General features: G+C 41.8%; 22 protein-coding genes and 1 pseudogene. 19 read left to right on the forward strand and 4 right to left on the reverse strand.

Annotated features, from left to right (window positions below; all coding sequences use genetic code 11):
* Positions 1–18: 18 nt before the first annotated feature.
* From CHJ_RS06360 to CHJ_RS06405, 10 genes and pseudogenes are all read left to right on the forward strand, one after another.
* Positions 19–963: a YbgA family protein gene (locus CHJ_RS06360; protein ID WP_171751799.1), complete on the forward strand. Its 945-nt coding sequence runs from the start codon at positions 19–21 to the stop codon at positions 961–963.
* The gene (locus CHJ_RS06365) at positions 960–2,402 is read left to right on the forward strand and encodes a cryptochrome/photolyase family protein (protein ID WP_317917204.1); all 1,443 of its coding nucleotides are present in this window, start codon (positions 960–962) and stop codon (positions 2,400–2,402) included. Before CHJ_RS06360 ends, CHJ_RS06365 begins: the two co-directional genes overlap by 4 nt.
* Before the next feature lie 10 nt (positions 2,403–2,412).
* A complete protein-coding gene (locus tag CHJ_RS06370) occupies positions 2,413–2,844 on the forward strand; it encodes a nuclear transport factor 2 family protein (RefSeq protein ID WP_317917205.1) in 432 nt (143 codons plus the stop codon).
* The gene (locus CHJ_RS06375) at positions 2,844–3,551 is read left to right on the forward strand and encodes an SDR family NAD(P)-dependent oxidoreductase (RefSeq protein WP_317918086.1); all 708 of its coding nucleotides are present in this window, start codon (positions 2,844–2,846) and stop codon (positions 3,549–3,551) included. Before CHJ_RS06370 ends, CHJ_RS06375 begins: the two co-directional genes overlap by 1 nt.
* A 2-nt stretch (positions 3,552–3,553) precedes the next feature.
* Positions 3,554–4,807, forward strand: coding sequence for an NAD(P)/FAD-dependent oxidoreductase (locus CHJ_RS06380; protein WP_317917206.1), 1,254 nt, complete (start codon positions 3,554–3,556; stop codon positions 4,805–4,807).
* Positions 4,804–5,588, forward strand: a pseudogene (locus tag CHJ_RS06385) (DUF1365 domain-containing protein). The gene CHJ_RS06380 and the pseudogene CHJ_RS06385 overlap by 4 nt, the downstream one beginning before the upstream one ends.
* Positions 5,589–5,824: 236 nt before the next feature.
* Entirely contained in the window at positions 5,825–7,126 is a 1,302-nt protein-coding gene (locus CHJ_RS06390) for a cyclopropane-fatty-acyl-phospholipid synthase family protein (RefSeq protein ID WP_317918087.1), read from the forward strand.
* Positions 7,104–7,658 (forward strand): DUF2878 domain-containing protein, encoded by a 555-nt coding sequence (locus CHJ_RS06395; RefSeq protein ID WP_317917207.1) that lies wholly within the window; start codon positions 7,104–7,106, stop codon positions 7,656–7,658. Before CHJ_RS06390 ends, CHJ_RS06395 begins: the two co-directional genes overlap by 23 nt.
* A gap of 49 nt (positions 7,659–7,707) precedes the next feature.
* Complete coding sequence (locus CHJ_RS06400) at positions 7,708–8,277, forward strand: chalcone isomerase family protein (protein WP_317917208.1); 570 nt, start codon at positions 7,708–7,710, stop codon at positions 8,275–8,277.
* Positions 8,274–8,840, forward strand: coding sequence for a DUF3833 domain-containing protein (locus tag CHJ_RS06405; protein ID WP_411861538.1), 567 nt, complete (start codon positions 8,274–8,276; stop codon positions 8,838–8,840). Before CHJ_RS06400 ends, CHJ_RS06405 begins: the two co-directional genes overlap by 4 nt.
* 17 nt (positions 8,841–8,857) lie before the next feature.
* Here the strand turns inward: CHJ_RS06405 and CHJ_RS06410 are convergent, their stop codons facing one another.
* Positions 8,858–9,757 (reverse strand): LysR family transcriptional regulator, encoded by a 900-nt coding sequence (locus CHJ_RS06410; protein ID WP_171751794.1) that lies wholly within the window; start codon positions 9,755–9,757, stop codon positions 8,858–8,860.
* 112 nt (positions 9,758–9,869) lie between these two features.
* Between CHJ_RS06410 and CHJ_RS06415 the strand changes: the two genes are divergently transcribed.
* Both CHJ_RS06415 and CHJ_RS06420 read left to right on the forward strand, forming a co-directional pair.
* Complete coding sequence (locus CHJ_RS06415) at positions 9,870–10,562, forward strand: aspartate/glutamate racemase family protein (protein WP_171751793.1); 693 nt, start codon at positions 9,870–9,872, stop codon at positions 10,560–10,562.
* Between the two features lie 126 nt (positions 10,563–10,688).
* Positions 10,689–11,036: a UTRA domain-containing protein gene (locus CHJ_RS06420; protein ID WP_317917209.1), complete on the forward strand. Its 348-nt coding sequence runs from the start codon at positions 10,689–10,691 to the stop codon at positions 11,034–11,036.
* A gap of 104 nt (positions 11,037–11,140) precedes the next feature.
* On the opposite strand, the gene CHJ_RS06425 is transcribed toward CHJ_RS06420, so the two are convergent.
* The gene (locus CHJ_RS06425; RefSeq protein ID WP_317917210.1) at positions 11,141–11,269 is read right to left on the reverse strand and encodes a hypothetical protein; all 129 of its coding nucleotides are present in this window, start codon (positions 11,267–11,269) and stop codon (positions 11,141–11,143) included.
* Between the two features lie 133 nt (positions 11,270–11,402).
* On the opposite strand from CHJ_RS06425, the gene CHJ_RS06430 reads away from it, so the two are divergent.
* Together CHJ_RS06430 and CHJ_RS06435 are read left to right on the forward strand one after the other, a co-directional pair.
* Positions 11,403–13,064 carry an ATP-dependent nuclease gene (locus tag CHJ_RS06430; RefSeq protein WP_317917211.1) on the forward strand — a complete coding sequence of 554 codons (1,662 nt, stop codon included), beginning with the start codon at positions 11,403–11,405 and terminating at the stop codon, positions 13,062–13,064.
* Positions 13,057–14,181 (forward strand): AAA family ATPase, encoded by a 1,125-nt coding sequence (locus CHJ_RS06435; RefSeq protein ID WP_317917212.1) that lies wholly within the window; start codon positions 13,057–13,059, stop codon positions 14,179–14,181. Before CHJ_RS06430 ends, CHJ_RS06435 begins: the two co-directional genes overlap by 8 nt.
* A 533-nt stretch (positions 14,182–14,714) precedes the next feature.
* On the opposite strand, the gene CHJ_RS06440 is transcribed toward CHJ_RS06435, so the two are convergent.
* Complete coding sequence (locus tag CHJ_RS06440) at positions 14,715–14,900, reverse strand: hypothetical protein (protein WP_317917213.1); 186 nt, start codon at positions 14,898–14,900, stop codon at positions 14,715–14,717.
* A gap of 517 nt (positions 14,901–15,417) precedes the next feature.
* Here CHJ_RS06440 and CHJ_RS06445 point away from each other — a divergent pair.
* The gene (locus tag CHJ_RS06445; protein ID WP_317917214.1) at positions 15,418–15,774 is read left to right on the forward strand and encodes a DUF6516 family protein; all 357 of its coding nucleotides are present in this window, start codon (positions 15,418–15,420) and stop codon (positions 15,772–15,774) included.
* A gap of 1 nt (position 15,775) precedes the next feature.
* Positions 15,776–16,177, forward strand: a complete 402-nt coding sequence (locus tag CHJ_RS06450; protein ID WP_317917215.1) for a helix-turn-helix domain-containing protein — start codon at positions 15,776–15,778, stop codon at positions 16,175–16,177.
* A 163-nt stretch (positions 16,178–16,340) separates the two neighbouring features.
* Here CHJ_RS06450 and CHJ_RS06455 read toward each other — a convergent pair whose 3' ends face one another.
* Complete coding sequence (locus tag CHJ_RS06455; RefSeq protein WP_216613436.1) at positions 16,341–16,649, reverse strand: MTH1187 family thiamine-binding protein; 309 nt, start codon at positions 16,647–16,649, stop codon at positions 16,341–16,343.
* Between the two features lie 279 nt (positions 16,650–16,928).
* On the opposite strand from CHJ_RS06455, the gene CHJ_RS06460 reads away from it, so the two are divergent.
* The 3 genes from CHJ_RS06460 to CHJ_RS06470 all read left to right on the forward strand — a co-directional run bounded on the left by CHJ_RS06460 (position 16,929) and on the right by CHJ_RS06470 (position 18,786).
* Positions 16,929–17,342 carry an NUDIX hydrolase gene (locus CHJ_RS06460; protein WP_317917216.1) on the forward strand — a complete coding sequence of 138 codons (414 nt, stop codon included), beginning with the start codon at positions 16,929–16,931 and terminating at the stop codon, positions 17,340–17,342.
* A 144-nt stretch (positions 17,343–17,486) separates the two neighbouring features.
* Positions 17,487–18,146: a hypothetical protein gene (locus CHJ_RS06465; RefSeq protein WP_317917217.1), complete on the forward strand. Its 660-nt coding sequence runs from the start codon at positions 17,487–17,489 to the stop codon at positions 18,144–18,146.
* A 130-nt stretch (positions 18,147–18,276) separates the two neighbouring features.
* Positions 18,277–18,786 (forward strand): YgjV family protein, encoded by a 510-nt coding sequence (locus CHJ_RS06470; RefSeq protein ID WP_317917218.1) that lies wholly within the window; start codon positions 18,277–18,279, stop codon positions 18,784–18,786.
* Positions 18,787–18,844 lie beyond the last annotated feature (58 nt).

Genomic DNA, 18,844 nt, shown 5'->3' on the forward strand with positions numbered 1-18,844 from the left:
GCGTAGAAGGAGAGCATCATGGAAAGGAAACTCACGATAGGCATTAGTGCTTGTGTATCAGGACAAAAGGTTCGCTATGACAGCGGTCATAAACGTTCAGCATTTTGCATGGAACAGCTAGGGGAATTTGCTGATTTTCGTCCTGTTTGCCCAGAGGTTGCTGTGGGACTACCTATTCCTAGGCCCACCATTAGACAGATAAAAACAGATAACATCATTACGGTGTCACGCCCTGACGGCAGTGGTGATGTTACCGACGCCCTTAAAGCTTATGGCAAGCAGATTTCCAGCAATAGCAGCGACTTAGCGGGCTTTATCTTTTGTGCTAAAAGTCCGACTTGTGGCATGGAACGGGTGAAAGTGTACCACCATCACGGCAAAGGATCAGAGTCTAACGGTGTTGGCATCTTTGCCCAGCAAATTATGCAAGGAAACCCCGCACTGCCAGTAGAGGAAAATGGTCGGTTAAATGATCCGGTAATCAGAGAGAACTTCATCACTCGCGTGTTTACTTATCAGAAGTGGTTAGATCTGGTGAATGGTGGACTGACAAAACATAAAGTCCTTCAATTTCACAGTGCTCATAAATATCTGTTGATGAGTCACCATGTTGAAAGTTATCGAACGATTGGGCGTTTTCTCGCTCATTCAGACTTACCACTGCAAGAACTGGCGGAACAGTATATCGAGCAGTTAATGTTGGCGCTAAAACACAAAGCCACTCGAGCCACTCACACTAATACCTTGCAGCATATTCAAGGCTATTTTAAGAAGCAGTTAAATAAAGAGCGCACCAAAGAGTTAACCGATGAGATTGCAGCTTATCGGCACGGGCACACCCCGCTATTGGTGCCGTTAACCTTGATAAAACACTACTTACGTGAATACCCTAATGAATACTTAACTCTTCAGGCTTATCTTTCGCCACATCCAACAGAGTTAAAACTGAGGTATGGATATTGAGTGGCGGTATTTTATGGGTTCGCAATGATGTTCGGCTGCATGATAACCCCGCGTTAGCGGAGTCCCTGAAGCAGGGTGTAACGAAAGCGGTCTTTATTTCTACCCCCCAACAGTGGCATAAGCATAATAGCGCTGGGATTAAAATTGACCTGTTAAAGCGGCATCTAATCCAGCTATATCAAGAACTTGAATTGCTTGGTATTGAGCTGGTTCATTTGCAAGCCGAAGACTATGACCAGCAGGTCGGCGTTTTGGTTGACTATTGTCGGCAACAACAGACCAAGTTGGTATTTGCTAATCGTGAGTTAGAGTTGTACGAAACGAAGCGAGACCAAGCTGTTAGCGAGCAGGGCATCCATTTGCAGCTGTTTGACTGCCAAATGATGGTCTCTGCTGACAGAGTGTTAACGCAGCAAAATAGTCCATTTAAGGTGTTTAGCGCTTATAAGAAAGCGTGGCTAAAACAGGTGCAGTTAACGGGAATAGAGTGCGTTTCCCCTCCTAATATGAGTACCACTCCCAACACTTGCCATGACAAAAGCCTGTTGCAACAGTTTAATGTTGATTATCCGCTAAGTGACTCATCGAAGTGGCCTTTGAGCTCTGTGGTAATGGCGCGTGTTTTGCCCCATTTTTTTGCTGAGAAATTGCCGCAATACGCAGTAGATCGAGATTATCCGGCCATTAAAGGAACCTCTGGCTGTTCTCCTTATCTGGCGATTGGTGCCATGAGTGTCCGTTGGTTGGCAAAAGAGTTGATCGAGCGCGATCCGGATGTTCTCTATGACCAAACACATGAGGCATTTTCCTGGTTAAACGAACTCATTTGGCGTGACTTCTATAAGTACTTACTTGTCCATTTTCCGAGGTTAATTCGCGGAGAATGCTTTGTGACTAAATATCAATCTCTACCGTGGTTAAATCAGCCATCAGAGTTTGAGGCGTGGTGTACAGGTCGAACGGGCTACCCAATAGTTGATGCCGCAATGAGGCAACTGATCAGTACAGGATGGATGCACAACCGACTACGAATGATCGTAGCGAGCTTTTTAACCAAGCATCTATTAATTGATTGGCGCTGGGGAGAGCGCTTTTTTATGTCGCACCTTATTGACGGTGATTACAGCGCCAACAACGGCGGCTGGCAGTGGGCAGCGAGCACGGGGTGCGATGCTCAACCCTATTTTCGAATGTTTAATCCCATCTTGCAGAGCAAAAAATTTGATCCAAATGGCGAGTTCATACGTAGTTATTTACCAGAGCTAGAGGAAGTGCCTGATAAGTACATTCACTTTCCTCATCAGTATTTGCAGAGCGAACAGGTTTTACTGCAGCAGCAAGTGATAGAAGAGAAGCAAAGCTCTGACCGTTATTGGCCCGCGATTGTTGATCATAACTTTGCTCGCAATAGAGCGTTGGCATTTTTTAAGCAGCTTTAGGGATAGCAGTATGGAAAAAGCACTATGGATAGACAAATTTTGCACCGTTTACAGTGAGCTTGGCACTGATAATCTGGATTCGTTGTCTGCTATTTATCACTCCGAGGTGGAGTTTATTGACCCTATGCATAGAGTCTCGGGAAGAGAGTCGTTGTTAGCGTACTTTAAGCAGAGCTACCTTAATGTAATCTCTTGCCAGTTTATTATTACTGATGTGATTGCCGGCAATGATCAAGCGGCGGTGTACTGGACTATGACATTTAGCCACAACAAGCTTAACCGCCAGCAGCCTATCTCAATTGAAGGTCACTCGCGCCTAGAAGAGAAAGATGGTTTGGTGATTTATCACCGGGATTATTTCGATGTGGGGGCGATGGTTTATCAACATGTTCCAGTCGTCGGCACGCTGGTCAAGTTAATCAATAATCGGGTAGGTCAATGATGAGAGTAATGATTACTGGCTGTACATCAGGAATTGGAGAGAAACTGGCGATAGCTTATGACCGTCAAGGTGCTGATGTTATCGCGTGTGGGCGAAACAGGGCAAAGCTGTCAGCTTTGGCTGAGCAAGGGGAGCGTATTACGCCACTCTGTTTTGACTTAACCGAGGTTGATCATTACCCGTCTATTGATCAAGAGATCGACCTGCTTATTTTAAATGCCGGAGACTGTGAATATATTGACTCTCCTTTAGGCTTTGATGCCAAGCTATTTGAACGAGTGATCAACATTAACCTTATCTCCATTGGTTACTGTTTGCAGGCTTGGTTAAATAACCTTAAACAAGGGGGAAGGTTGGTATTAATCAGCTCCAGCGCGGCCATTATTCCATTGCCAAGAGCGGAAGCTTATGGGGCATCGAAAGCGGCTTTAAGTTATTTAGCCAACACCTTATCCATAACCTTAAAACCCCATAATATTGGCGTTACCTTAGTTCAACCGGGCTTTGTAGACACGCCACTTACCGAAAGAAACACCTTTGCTATGCCGATGCTAATGGATAGTCACCAAGCGGCAAACAAAATCATGGCTGGAATAGAAAAGGGAAAAACTGAGATCAATTTCCCACTGCTGTTTGTATTTATCATGAAGCTGTTTCGTTTTTTACCTGCCAAGGTTTGGCAGCACGTTGCGACAAGGATGGCCTAAAAATGAAGAAAATTGCAATCATTGGAAGTGGTATATCTGGGCTGACTTGCGCCTACTTATTGAGCAAAAAACACCATGTAACTGTGTTTGAAAAAAATGACTATGTCGGTGGACATACGGCAACGGTTGATATTGTTCACAACCATAAAGAATACGCCATTGACACCGGTTTTATTGTGTTTAATGACCGAACTTACCCCAATTTCAACCGTTTGTTGCAACAGCTAGGAATAGAACGACAAGCCACAGAGATGAGCTTTAGTGTACACAATCGTGATAGTGGCTTTGAATATAATGGTCATGGCATAAATGCTCTGTTTGCTCAGAGAAGTAACTTGTTTAGTGTGCAATTTTGGCGCTTTATTGTTGAGATCATTCGATTTAACAAACTGTGCAAGCGGCTATACCAACAAGACAGTATTGATGAACAGCAAAAACTGGGACAGTTTTTAAATCAACATGGCTTTTCGGACTTTTTTAGTCAGCACTATATTTTGCCAATGGGAGCGGCGATATGGTCGACAAGTTTAAAAGAGATGGAAACGTTTGAGCTTAAGTTCTTTATTCAGTTTTTTTATAACCATGGATTACTCAATAGTACTGACCGACCTCAATGGTACGTGGTTCCCGGAGGTTCAAGAAGTTATGTCAATAAAATCCTTTCTCATCTTAAGCAACCTGTTCAGCTAAAGAGTGACATTCGTGCGGTAAAACGAACGGAACAAGGGGTGGTAATTGAGATGCAAGAGGGGGAAACGCAGCATTTTGATGAAGTGATTTTTTCTTGTCATTCTGATCAAGCGCTTGCCTTGCTGGCAGACCCAACTGACGAGGAGCAACAAATATTATCGGCGATTCCATTTAGTCGGAATGAGGTGGTATTGCATACGGATATCAATTTATTGCCGAAACGAAAACTGGCTTGGGCAAGCTGGAATTATATGTTGCACCAAGAGAACACGCGTCCCGCTTGCGTCACCTACAATATGAATATTCTTCAAGGGCTCAACGACAGCACTACTTTTTGTGTCACGTTAAATCAGAGTAGTGATATTGAACCAGATAAGGTGATTCGCCGTTTTGTTTATCACCACCCTGTACTTAACAGCCAGAGTGTTGCGGCACAAAAGCAGCGTGAGCAGATCTGTGGCAAAAACCAGACGCATTTTGTTGGCGCTTATTGGTACAACGGTTTTCATGAAGACGGTGTACGTAGCGCATTAGATGTAACTCAAAGGTTTGGAGTATCGTTATGAGCCAACCAGATGCAAGCAATGCAGATGTTACGGAAAGTGACTATAGCGGCATCTACATAGGTGATGTTCGTCATCGTCGCTTTGGCGCCGTTGAGCATAGCTTTAGTTATCCTATTTATATGATGGCGCTCGATCTTGATGAAGTACCAGTGGTGACTAGGCGTAGTGGTCTATTTGGAACCCATTGGTTTAACCCAATACGATTTTGTGAAAAAGATTATTTAAAAAGTGATCCTGGTGAACTGAAACAACGTATTGCCTTAAAAGTACAGTCGTTAGGAGAAGAGTGGCAGAGCTCAAATAGAGTCATCATGCTGGCACAGTGCCGATGCTTTGGTCTCTATTTTAGTCCGGTTAATTTTTACTTCTGCTACGACCAAAATGGTGATTATCAATGCATGCTGGCGGAAGTGAGCAACACGCCATGGAACGAGAGACACTACTACCTTGTCCGCGCTGAGAAAGGCGAAAAGGTGAAAAAGAACTTCCATGTGTCACCGTTTATGCAGATGGATATGACCTATCACTGGCGCATAACATCGCCCAGTGACAAAACCATTATACATATTGAGAACCATAAAAATAACAAGGTGTTTGATGCCACGTTAGCGCTTAAAAAACGAGTCATTAATAGACGGAACTTAGCCAAAACACTGACGTCTCTGCCTTTTATGGCATTGATATTGTTGTGGGGATTTACTGGCAGGCGATGAAGCTGTATTTGAAAAAAGTGCCATTTGTTCCTTACAAAAAAGGCTCCAACAGTGCAGGGAATGGTTAGCTAAGTAACAGACTAGTTTAGAAAACATTAATAAGGATATTGAGGTGTTTATGGGTCACATTGCCAAACGAAATCACGCTATTTCTTCTCAGGACATGTCTGCACAGAAACTCGCTGAGCATGAATTATCTGCACAGGATCTAGCGGCAATCGATATGCCTTCCGCCAATCTCTTCTCTGCAAATGTTGTCCCTTTAAATGCAAAGACGCAGGGTGACGATAATCACGCTTATCAAATGATTAGCAGCAAAAACAGCGCTTATCGCCAAATGATCTTTAGCGTCCTTAAGCAGTTAAAAGACGCCAAATTAGAGGTGATTGAAGGAGATAACCGCACTTTGTTTGGCGACCGGTTGGCGGCCTCATCAAGTGATGAACACTCTTGCTCAACGTTGATGGCAACCATCGTGGTACACGATGATAGCTTCTACAAAGATATTGTTTCTGGGGGAAGCATTGGTGCTGCTGAAGCCTATATTGATGGTAAGTGGTCATCCCCTCAGTTAACTCAGGTTATTCAGATTATGGCGCGTAATCAGTCTCAACTTGATGCACTAGACAGTAAAACTCGTTGGATAAATAAACTCAGTAACTTTTTACTGCAACGACGAAATAGCAACTCCAAGCAAGGATCTAAGCGCAATATATTAGCCCACTACGACATTGGTAATGAACTGTATCAAGGCTTCTTAGATCCTGCGATGCAATACTCCTCGGCCATTTATGCCAATGGCGCGTCAACACTTGAACAGGCCCAGCAACAGAAAATGGCCATTATTTGTCAAAGGTTGCAGTTGAATGAGACCGATCATGTGATTGAAATTGGTACAGGCTGGGGTGGGTTGGCTATTTATATGGCTCAAACCATCGGTTGCAAAGTGACCACGACCACGATTTCTGATAAGCAGCATGACTACACCCAGCAACGGATTAAGCAACTGGGCCTTGAAGATCATATAACGCTGCTGAAACAAGATTATCGTGAGCTAACAGGACAATATGACAAGTTGGTATCAATAGAGATGATTGAGGCCGTGGGTCATGATTACCTTAATAGCTTTTTTACCACCTGCTCAACACTATTAAAGCCAACCGGTAAGATGCTGATCCAGTCCATCACTATTGCAGATGCTCGATACGAGAAGTACCGCAAAAGTACCGATTTTATCCAAAAGTATATTTTTCCCGGCGGATGCTTGCCTTCGATTGCGGTTATTAGCCAGCAGATGGCAGAGAATACCGATATGGTGATAGAGCAGGTTGATGATATTGGTTTGCACTATGCTCGGACGCTACATGACTGGGATCAGCGTTTTATTAAGCATTGGCCGCAGCTAGAACAGCAGCAGAGTGATTCAACCAAGCCGCAATATGATCCTTCGCAGCGCGAATATAACCAAAGCTTTAAACGCTTGTGGCACTTCTATTTTTGTTACTGCGAAGGGGCATTTATAGAAAGAGTGATCAGCACTCATCACATAGTGGCGAGAAAACCTCGATTTGTGGGAGAAGAGCATGAAACGGTTTTGGATTATTAACCTAGTACTGTTTCAAGCAAGCTGGTTCAGTGCGGCATTTTTAACGGTCAATGCCAACATAATACTGGCCGCTTTGCTTGGCGTTCATTTCTTATTGTCGCCCTCGGCTAAAAAAGACTTGGCGGTATTACCACTGGCATTAATTGGTATAGCGGTGGATGTTATCCATTTTAATATTGGCAGCTTCTCTAGCCAGTTAGGTGGCTTTCCTCTCTGGTTGGCACTGCTCTGGTCACTGTTTGTGATCAGTTTCAACCACAGTTTGAGCTGGTTTGTGAACAAGCCTATCTGGTTGCTCATGGCGTTTGGTGCCGTGGGTGGAACAAGTAGCTACTGGGCGGGTATGCAGGCAGGCGCTTTGCAGTCCGGCTTGCAGGATGCCACGCTCATTGCCTCACTTGCTCTTTCTTGGGGACTGCTATTTCCGTTATTGATTGTGAGTTACCGAACGTTCTCAACGTTTTTATCATCAAGAGGCGTTTTGAATACCGAGTACTGCAAAATGAATCATTCCAAAAACAACCACTCTTAATCGAATCACTCTGTGGTAGACAGAGGGAAAACAAACCACGAGGTGAGTTATGAACTGGCAATTTGTATCAATGCGACAAATATCGGCAGAGCCTGTTTTGATAAAGCTCGTTTTGGCAAAGCTTATTCTGGCAAAAGTGTGGCTAATCGTGCTGTTTTTTAGCCATAACCTGTCTGCCTCTTCGGTGGCTTTGCTGGACAAGCAGGGCGAAGGTGAGATGAACTATCTTTTTTGGACGCTGTATAAAGCGGAGTACTTTATCGAGCCGCAACACGCGGTTAATGAACAGACATCCGCACTTCGTATTACCTATTACAAATCAATATCTAAGCAGGCTCTTATTGAAGCAACAGAAGATCAATGGCGAGAGCTTGGCTATAAACCGATGGATATTTTGTTGTGGCTGGAGCCGTTAAAACAAATCTGGCCAGATGTCAGCAAGGGAGATCAGCTTACTTTTGTTCAGCTAGCCAATGGTGCAGGGGAGTTTTACTTTGCTGACCAAGCCATTGGACGTATAGATGACAATGGATTTTCTTCCGCTTTTCTTTCGATTTGGTTGTCTGAGAACACCTCAGAGCCAGAGCTAAGAAGGCAACTATTAGGAGAGCTGCAATGATGAATACCATGAAACAGATAGTCATGACATTGGTGCTGATTACCCTAGTCGGTTGTGGCTCTGCCAGTTTGCAAGAACATAGCCAAATCAAACCCGAGTTAAAGTTGGAACAGTTTTTTGATGGCGAGTTGGTCGCATATGGCATGGTGTTAGACCGCTCAGGCAATTTGCTAAGACGGTTCGACGTGAAGTTGGTCGGTAGCTGGCAGGGCAATAAAGGCGAGTTAAAAGAGTGGTTTGTCTTTGATGATGGTGAAACTTCAACCCGAACGTGGTACTTAGAAAAAACCGCAGAAAATAACTACATTGGTACCGCTAGCGATGTTATTGGCACCGCAAAAGGAGAGACTAGTGGCTCTGCACTTTATTGGCGTTACCAGATGGAGATAGAGGTAGACTCGACCACTTATCAAGTCACCCTTGATGACTGGATGTTCCTGATGGATGAACATCGATTGTTCAATAAAACCGAGATGAGCAAATTCGGCTTTAAAGTGGGGGAGCTTATTTTGTACATCGAGAAACGACACGCTTCCAATGAACACTTGTTTGCCAGTAAATGAGTCTTGGCAACAGTGAGTTATTCACACTGACAGATACTGTGATGCTCACACAACGTTTGCCACACCTGCTCCCCAGCAGGGTGTAACTTTGCTCGTGATCGATAGGCGTAAAGCTCGGTGATTGTGGATGCTTGTTGTTGCTGCAAAATGACAAGCTGTTTGGTTCGTAACTCTTCGGTTATGGCGTAATCAGGCAGCCAGCCAATACCTTCTCCTCGTAAAACTAACGCTTTAACCAAGTCCGTCATTGCGGAAGAGAAAATTGGCCTTAAAGCGTACTGATTGCTTATTTCTCGGGTCAATCGCCCCATATAGCTGCTAGTTGAGTGCATAATCCAAGGAGATAGCTGATTTTTCGATAGCTGGTATTTAGCGGTTCCTTCTTCATTTAGTGCGGAAACACAATAGATTTTAGATTCCCCAATTTTATGAGCGAGATAGGGTTGAGAGTGGAGCTGGTCAATTTTATAGCTAAGTACGATATCACAAGCACTCTGTTGCAAAGTATTTACCGCATCATCAATGTCGATTGCACGTACATCAAGGATGACTTCTTTCTCTTCTGCAAATAGGTTAAATCGAAACTGCGGCAAAATATCCGTTGCAATGGAGTGTCCGGCCACGAGGCTAACCTTTTGATTTCCTAATACTGATAGATCATTTAACCGCTCTAACTCATATTCTAACTGGATCATTAAACTGCGGGCGCTACTTCTAAATTCGCTGCCACTTTGTGTTAGGGCTATTGGGGTTTTATCTCTATCAAACAGTTGGCAGCCTACCGCACCTTCTAATGCTTGAATACGACGACTAAAAGTGGACTGAGTAACGTTTCTCTTTTGTGCGGCTTTAGAGAAGTTTCCGATCTCGGCAAGGGTAAGGAAGTCCTGCAACCATTTGGTCTCAATATTTAACATATAGGCGGCTCTAGTTAGATAAGGCTATGCAATTTATGCATCGTTATGCCAGTTATTTCATTTCTTGGCAACCGATTTTTTTGTTAGATTCTTGACTAACAAAGGAGTCGGTATGAATAAGAAGTTAGGTGTATTAGGGGGCATGGGCCCGATGGCAACAGTGGATTTTGTTAGACGAGTGGTTGAGAAAAGCCCAGCAAGCTCTGACCAAGAACATATGGCTATGATAATTTCGAATAATCCAGTTACACCTGACCGGACCGACTGCATCCTGAATAATGGCGAAGATCCGCTTAATACTATGCTCAATAACCTGATGAGTTTAAAAGAATCTGGCGCAACAAAGGTGGTGATTCCCTGCAATACTGCTCACTACTGGTTAGATAAGCTGGACAATAGCAATGTCTCATTTATCAGCATTATTGAGACGGTACTCAACGAAGCCAGAAGAAGAGAGATGACTCGAATTGGCGTTATGGCAACGGATGCCACTATTAAAACCGGCATATATGCCGATGCTATTGCGGCAAACGCAATGGAAGCAATGATTCCAACAGATAGCGAACAAAAGCGAGTGATGGAAGGAATATACGCGGTTAAAGCGGGAAATATAGCGAAAGGAAAAATGCTGATGGAACCGGTATTTGATCGGTTAATCGCACGGGGAGCACAAGGCGTTATCTTGGGTTGTACTGAAATTCCATTGGCATTTGATGATATGGAAGAGTACAAAAAAGCCATCTCGCTAGATTCTTTAGATCTACTTGCTGATCAATGTGTTAAATATTATTACCATGATAAGTAGCTTGAACTGATTAGATAACATTTAGTTGTATAAAGGGTGAGAACTGCGGTTTTTGCCCTTTTTTATTCTGATCGTAAATAGGCAGTAGTTACAATTTACAGTCTCCTTTTGATTATCAGGCCGAGAATGCGGGAAAAAGGGCGTCGCCAAGTACAATCTGCGGCCATTATCAATTGGCGTATTCATATTCCTTCTACCGTTGCGGATGGATTTCAGTTTAATAATATTGAAAAATCTAAGTATGGTTACATTGAAGAGTTAACAGGAAAGAAAATATTTACTCGTGAACAGGATATTGCCGCATTCAATTTAAGAGATGAAGAAACAGCTGGCCTTTTAAAAGTGGATATCGATCAGGCGATGATTGAGTTGCGCGAAATTGTCTGTTTTGATGATGGCTCGCCATTTGAATACACGATCGCCGTTATCAATAGTGATTTGTTCAATATTCATCAGATTATCAGGCGAGAGTAGTCAGTTCTAATCGGCATTACGTTAGATCATTTTTGACCAAAGGTTTGTTATAGCAATGGAGCTGCTAACAGACTTCTGCCCCTTTTCGGGTTAGAACAAGAGTTCTATGGTTTAGCTGACGAAATTTTTTGGCTTAGCTTTTCTAATGTGTAAGGAGCGAGCGATACATGCCCTGCTGCACTCGGTACATAGCCTTGCTGATAGAGATACTTATAAGACTCTTCCGTACACATTACCTTGCTCTTCTAAATCCCACCCTGTGAGGATTTTTCTCAAAACTCTATAACTAACCCTAAATATATGCTTTACATCATCTTTTTCCGATTTTCATTAAGTTATAGTCATTTAATAAGCATGTAATTTAGTATGGGTAATCTTGTGTACATCGAAAAACTAACTATCAAGAACTTTAAGAAAATCGAATCAGGTGAATACGAGTTTAATGAGAAAGTGAATATACTCGTTGGAGACAACGATTCAGGTAAAACTACAATACTGGAAGCTTTAGAGCTTGTTTCAAGCTCTAACTACAGAGGTAAATCTATAAATTCCTCACTATCTCCACAGTTATTCAATAGTAAGGCGGTTAGAACATACCTTGATGGGGACCTATCCAAAGGCTCTCTGCCTGAAATTCTTATCGAAGCATACTTATTTGACTGCCCTGAATACAGAGGTAAGAACAATTCACAAAATAAAGAGCATGAAGGCTTATTTATCAAAATCTGCTTCGATGATGATTTAACCCCCACATATGAAGAGTTTTGCAAAAACGCTAAAGTCGACAGCATCCCAACAGAGTTCTATAAAGTCGAGTGGTTTAGTTTTGCTTGGGAGCCAATTAAGTTTTTGAGCAGAAAAGTAAAGGGCCTATTTATCGACCCCACTAGACTTCATCCCACTTATGGTAAGACTCAATATTTATCCAACATCATTAACTCGTCCCTAAACAAAGAGCAGCAAGCTTTACTTCATCTAAACTATCGTCAATTGAAAAACTCCTTTGAAGAGCAGCAGCAAATTCAAGAGCTCAACAATGACCTTGACTCTGAGAATCAGGTCACCGAGCAAAACCTCTCGATAATAGCTGACACTAACTCGGGAACTGTCGAAGCTGGGCTCCAGCTAGCGGTAGACGAAATATCGTTTAACCATATAGGTAAAGGGGAGCAAAATAAAATACAGGTTAAGCTAGCTCTCTTAAACAAAGGTGGCAATGTCAACTTTGTTACTGTAGAGGAACCAGAGAATCACCTCTCTCATACAAACCTAAGCAGGTTGGTAAAATTCATTTCAGACAATACCAATAACCAAATATTTATTACCACCCACAGCTCTTATGTTCTTAACAAGCTTAGCCTTAACCATTTATGCTTGATTTCTGATGACTATCTTAGGCTAAAAGAAATTGATTCTGGTACAGCCAAAACCCTTCAAAGATTACCGGGATATGACACATTGAGAATTGTTCTCTCCAAAAAAGTCATTCTAGTTGAAGGGCCTTCTGATGAGTTGATTCTGAAGAAGAAATACTTACAAGATAACAAAAGGTTACCAGAAGAAGATGGCATTGATATCATCGTCGTGAGAGGTATAGGTTTCAAGCACTACCTTCAAATAGCCAAACTCATCGGAACCAAGGTAAACGTGGTAAAAGATAATGATGGTTCATACCAAACCAACATTGTTGATTATGCAAATAACTTCAAGTTCAAAAACATTGAGTTCTTCTCTGAACCAAACGACGAACTAAAATCACTAGAGCCTTCACTAATCGCTGCTAATGGAAAAGATGAAAAAACTTTAGATGAATTCGCAGAAATAGCCTTATCAAAAATCGCCTACAACGAATACAAAGAGATTAAAAGTTTGGACGAGAAGATTAAATACTTCAAGGCTGTCTACGTAGGTGAAAAAGGAGACAAGAACTACGGTTCTAAAAAAGTAGATTCTGCTGTACGCATATTCGATAGCGCAGACGTCATTCAGTATCCAAACTACCTGTTGGAGGCATTGAAGTTTGACTAAGAAACTCTTTATTGCCTGCGCTGGGGCAGGCAAGACAACTCGAATAGTTAAGGAATCAATAGAACTGACTGATGAAGGCAAGAAGGTTTTGGTTATTACTTACACACGTAGTAACCAAAATGAGCTTTACAAGAAATTTGATGAGCTTGGCGGGCAGCGAAGGGACTTGTTCATAGTCAAGGGCTGGTATTCCTTCATATTAGAAGATGTAGTGAGGCCATATCAGAGATGTATTTTCACCACTCGCATTGATGGCATCAACCTCAATAGCAGTAACCCCCACAAGAGAGGGCGAATGAATATTCCGGGCAGGAAAGAAAAGTTAGGAGCGAAATACAATGAAAAGCATTTTCTGACCAGCCAAAATCGTGCCCATACAGAGTTTCTCTCAAAGCTAGGATGCAGGATTGTAAAAGAAGACAACATTGCTATTTCTGAGCGAATCAGCTCGATATATAGCCGTGTTTATCTCGATGAAACTCAAGACTTTGCTGGCTGGGATTTTGACTTAATCAAGCTAATTGCAAAATCTAAAGAGCTTGAGATTCATGCTGTCGGGGACTTTAGACAAACTATATACCACACTTCCTCAAAGCCCAAAGCGCCATCTGATAGCCAACAAAAACTAGAGGCTTACAGGAAAATGGGGTTTGTTTCTAGCGCCCTCAACGAGTGTTGGCGCTCAATACAGCCAATATGTGAATTTGCAGATACAGTTCACAAGGGAGAAGGGTATTCCGAAACAGTATCTAAAGTAGAAGTCCCTGACATAGGCATACATACAGGTATACATTTCGTTTCCAAAAAAGATGTCTCAAAGTATGTCAAACAACATACTCCCCTGATACTCAGGCACTCTGCTAACTCAGGTAAAGAGTTAGATATATATGAAAACTTGATGACCTTTGGTGACTCCAAAGGCCAAACGGTTGACCATGTGCTAATTCATCCGACAGACCGCTTTACAAAGTTTCTGAAAGGACAAAATGGCGCTTTTGCCGATAAGCAAACTAGTCAAAATAAACTGTATGTCGCTATTACTAGAGCCAGGTTCAGCGTCGCTTTCATAGTCAACGACAAGCATTTTGACGATGTTCTCTGGCAACCAGCTAACTAAGATATCTATATACACTAGATAAGCTGATCGGTTCTTAGTCCAGACGTTAATGCTATCAATAGGATTTCAGAGCTACGGGACATGCATATAAAGTTAAATAAAATGTGGAGAGATACCGAGTCTGGGAAAATAATCATGATTGATGATTTCGAAGAACGCGCTTAGCGTCAAGAAGGAAATACGAACATATGTGGCAATTTTGTGGTGATATTGAATATACGTGTGAAAATTGTGGCGACAGTGATCTTATACCGATAAGCGATTTCAACAATGATTGTATCGGTGGCTCTGAAAGAGGCATGGGCGAAGAATGCATATACGAGTTGTCGTATGAATTTGATTGCTGTGAGTGTGTAGTGGTCAAGTAATACTGGCCACTACACTAACACGAAAATGTCCAAAAATGAGTTAAAACTAAAATAAGTAGAAAAATTAATAAGGGAAATGAATCTAGTTTTACTTCAACCGTACAGCTCATTTAGCGCCAAGAACGTCTTATTTTAGTCCCAAAACGAGCTGTACAAATTGATAGTTTAAGCTTTATCTCTACCTCGATGCGGTTGCGCTAGCTCTTCTTTTTTGTAGCTAGAAAGCAGCGTTAAGAGAAATAGGGCGATCTCGGTATTGGTGGCGTGATCCTCTGTTGAGTTATCTGCCACGGCACAAAGAATAAAGTCTTCTACTTGTTGATAAAAATCTGGATGGGTTTGATGGGTCATAGAGATCTCCATATGTAATTCATTAATTACCACAAATTTAGATATGCCAAAGTCACATATAAAAATTGTTATGTATTGTATGTTTTACAAACGGTGTCCTAATCCCGACACTGGATTTTTCCAGTGCTTCGTTAGGGTATAAAAATGCAGAGTAGCGTGCAATAACAGTTTGGTTTGTTTCTTGATTGGCGAGTTAAGGGAATGCAAAGCAGGTCCTTTTTGATGAATCTAGTTTTAAAATTATGTTTATAAAATATCGAGTTGAGACTGTTTGGTATTAAACATCGTAGGCAATACAATGTATGAGTTTTTAGTCGGTCTAGCCGTTTCAAGTAATGATATTTATTCTGACTATAGGGCTGCTACGAAACCTATCTTAACTTCATATGATGGTGGCTTTCTTGCCTATTGTAATAAGTAGTTAGCCACATAACTGGGAGTTATAAATTGCTCAAGTTTCGCACTATTTAGGAATGGTGTTATACTCTGCTCATAACATTGATTTGAGGTTAGAAATGTGGACGAGATTGATGTTTTATTAAGTATGCATGGTGAGCAAGTTCATCGTGATGACGGTTATTGGTGGAAAATAGAGGCATGGACTGTACCACCAACAAAAGAGCGTCCTCATGGCATTCGCTATAATCTTACTCTACATAATAAGTTCAATAAGCGAGTCTTTGGGCACGATAATGCTCATGCCGTCAAGCCACCGAAAAGTAAAAAATTTAGTGGTAACCGTTACGAGTACGATCATTTGCATAAGTCAGCTATTGATCAAGGCACACCTTATGAGTTTTCTGATTGTTATACATTACTTCAGGACTTCTTTGAGGGTGTAGATGAAACTATTGCTGCAATAGAGGGTAAATAATATGAAAGCAAGAATCGGAATTATGTCTGAAAAGCTCATTCGTATGAGGCTATTGGCAATAGCGCAAGGTAAATATAAACCTCAAGAAAGTGAGCCTAAGGTTTGGTATACATCATTCAATGCTATTTCACAGATTCTTCGTCCAGAGAATATTGAGTTACTACGTTTGATGGATTCGGAACGACCTGATAGCTTGACTCAACTGGCAGAACTTACAGGTCGTGCGAAGTCCAATCTTTCAAATACCTTGAAGACACTAAGTGAAAAAGGTTTTGTACGTTTAGAACAAGGTAAGGGTAAGTCGGTAAAACCTGTTGCTCTATTTACTGACTTTGAGATTGTTACAGATTCTGAACTTGAGCATTATTTATTGCAAATATCAATTGGACAATCGGCAGCCTGATTTATACAAACGATTAAGACAGGTCAGCAAAGCTTGGCAATTATATTTTGTATCGGTTTGAGTGTTTACAGCCAATGGTTTTTGTCAGATGGCAGCATCGTTCACGCCTTAATAGGACATTAGCCGTCACGTCGAAAACATCAGTGACGGCATAACAATCAGTTTAATTGTCTACAAACATGTGGTTGGCTTTGGTTACACCTCTGTCATAAGTGCAAAAAGTGTCGGTAGCAGCGTCGGTTTTACTGTGAATCTTAATGTTGGTTATTACTTCTACAGCACCCGCATCGTAACACGCTTGTTGTGCGTCTTTTACGATTTCAAGCAATTGGTTTAACTCACCTTTTAATGTGGTTTCCATTGCACTCACTTGGAATGGAACACCAGATGCTTTAACAACTTGAATCGCCTTATCGACGACTTCAAAATTGTTCCCTTCTTTAACTCTTGGGATAACTTGGAAAGCGAGCATTACTTCATCTAATCGAGGTTTTTGAGCTGACATTAATCGTGTCTCATTGGCTGTTGTTGGTATCGAATAGCGTATAGTAACATCAATTAAAAGCATCGAGGATTGCTCTTGAGAGTATCGGCTAGTAAAAAATTTAATGGAGATTGGCAACGCACTGCAATTTTGCTTTGAATCAGCTTTAGTGATGGCAGCACAATAGGTTAGACTCAGTGGCCGCGTTGCTTATGTATTAACGCGGCATTGGGTGATTGGCATTATATTTCAGTTTGAGGCGGTAAAATGAGTAAGGTTATTGATAAGCTGGCGTGGATTTTGGTTCAAGATGGCAAGTTGTTGGCTGTTCGATCTAAGGGGAAAGATCTTTTCTATCTTCCCGGTGGTAAACGTGAACTCGGTGAAAGTGACAGTGAAGCACTAATACGTGAAATCAGAGAAGAGTTGTCTGTTGAACTGTCTGCAGATAGCATCGAATACATGGAGACTTTCGTTGCTCAAGCTGATGGCAAATCAGAAGGTGTATCTGTCAAACTAACTTGTTATTTTGCCAAGTTCTCAGGAGAGTTAGCGGCTGATGCCGAAATTGAAGAGCTCAGGTTTATTGATTCTAATGATGAAGGTGTCTGTTCTGTTGCGGCATTGGTAGCATTACGTTGGTTAGTGTCGAAGTCGCTGCTAGACGATAAAAACGGCTAACAAGGCATTGTCGGTGAGTTAGGTTGAGATTGGATCTTTTAACTTAAGGCTAGGTTTTGGTATTTAAGCGGCAATAGTTTAGGCTAGATGACCGCGTTGAAAACGACTTACCGCAGCATCTGTTTATGGAGGAGTTGATAGTCTATGGGAAGCTTTTTTGAGAGTGAGTTTATGCTCTCTAACTCTTTACACTTTGTGTTGCTTACCAGTGCTTTGGTGTTAGCATTTCATTTGCCTATTTGGTGTGGATTTAACCTCTGTAAACGTAGATGGAAATACATAGATTATCTTTGGCCTTTGTTAGCTGGTATTGGTATGTTGGGTGCCGTGTCTGAAATTCGCTCCGTTGTAGCCGGAAACTGGGCGGCAACTGAACAAACCCGCGCAGTGACTACTCTTGAATCTATTCATGACTTCTCTGTTCGACAGATCAGAGGTGATATGTGCTCGGGAATCACATCAGTTAGTGGAGAAGACATATATTCAGACCCTTGTGGTTGGTATCTATCCATAGCCAAGCAGATAAAGTCGTTAGATTTTAGTTCATTGCCCCAAGTGAGTCGTCGAAGCTTCCCAACCGATGGTCTTAGTCTGGAATGGATTGAAGATGATGTAGTTTGGGTCAAGGGTATGCTTGAGCAGTACAATCAGCAAAAAAATCAGTATAACAAAACGATTTCAGCGCAAGTAAAGCATCCTATGGAGCAAGTCTTTTGGTATATCAGCCCATACTTGGTCTGTTTTGCCGTAGCGTTACGTTTGGCTAAGGTGACCGGTGAACTCAAACTTGAGAAACAAACATAACTAAGCGTTTACGATAGAAATGTCCTGAGTGGCATTTTAATTATGAGTAGTATGAACCATCTAGCGAGTCGTCAGTATGAAGTTTGCCTGACTCACACTTAGCTGCGGCGATATATCAATAGGAGTTTTTGTGACACCATTTTTCTTATCTCAGATTTTAGTTGCAGTGGCTATTGGGTTTGATTTGATGTCATTCCAATTCAAAGATAGAAAAAAAATTGTAACTTGCCTATTTTTTGCGGGTAGTTTGATTTCCAGCCATTTCATTTTGCTTGAACAATGGACGGCGGCAAGTCTTATGATCATTGCTACAGTCAGGTATTTGGTGAGCATATTCTCTACTTCTCAAAAGTTAAAATATGCCTTTTGTACTGCTTCCGTTATTTCTGCCGTTGTTACTTATTCTGGATTAGTAAGTGTTATTAGTTGCTTCGCATCGGTTTTTCAGACGGTTGCTGCATTTAATAAAGATGACCGTCGTTTAAGAGAGTTAATGATAATCGGTACTGCTCTGTGGTTAATACACAACTATATGGTTGGCTCTCCAACAGCGGTTGTGATGGAGGTGCTTTTTATTACCAGTAATTTGGTCGGTTATTATCGTTATTACTATATACGCAAGCACCTTGATGTCACTTGAGTATAAGAACACAGCCATAGTGTAAATACAGTTAGGTGATTAAGGCTGGTGATAACGC

It is taken from the genome of Vibrio sp. MACH09, from assembly GCF_033238805.1.
Taxonomy (GTDB): domain Bacteria; phylum Pseudomonadota; class Gammaproteobacteria; order Enterobacterales; family Vibrionaceae; genus Vibrio.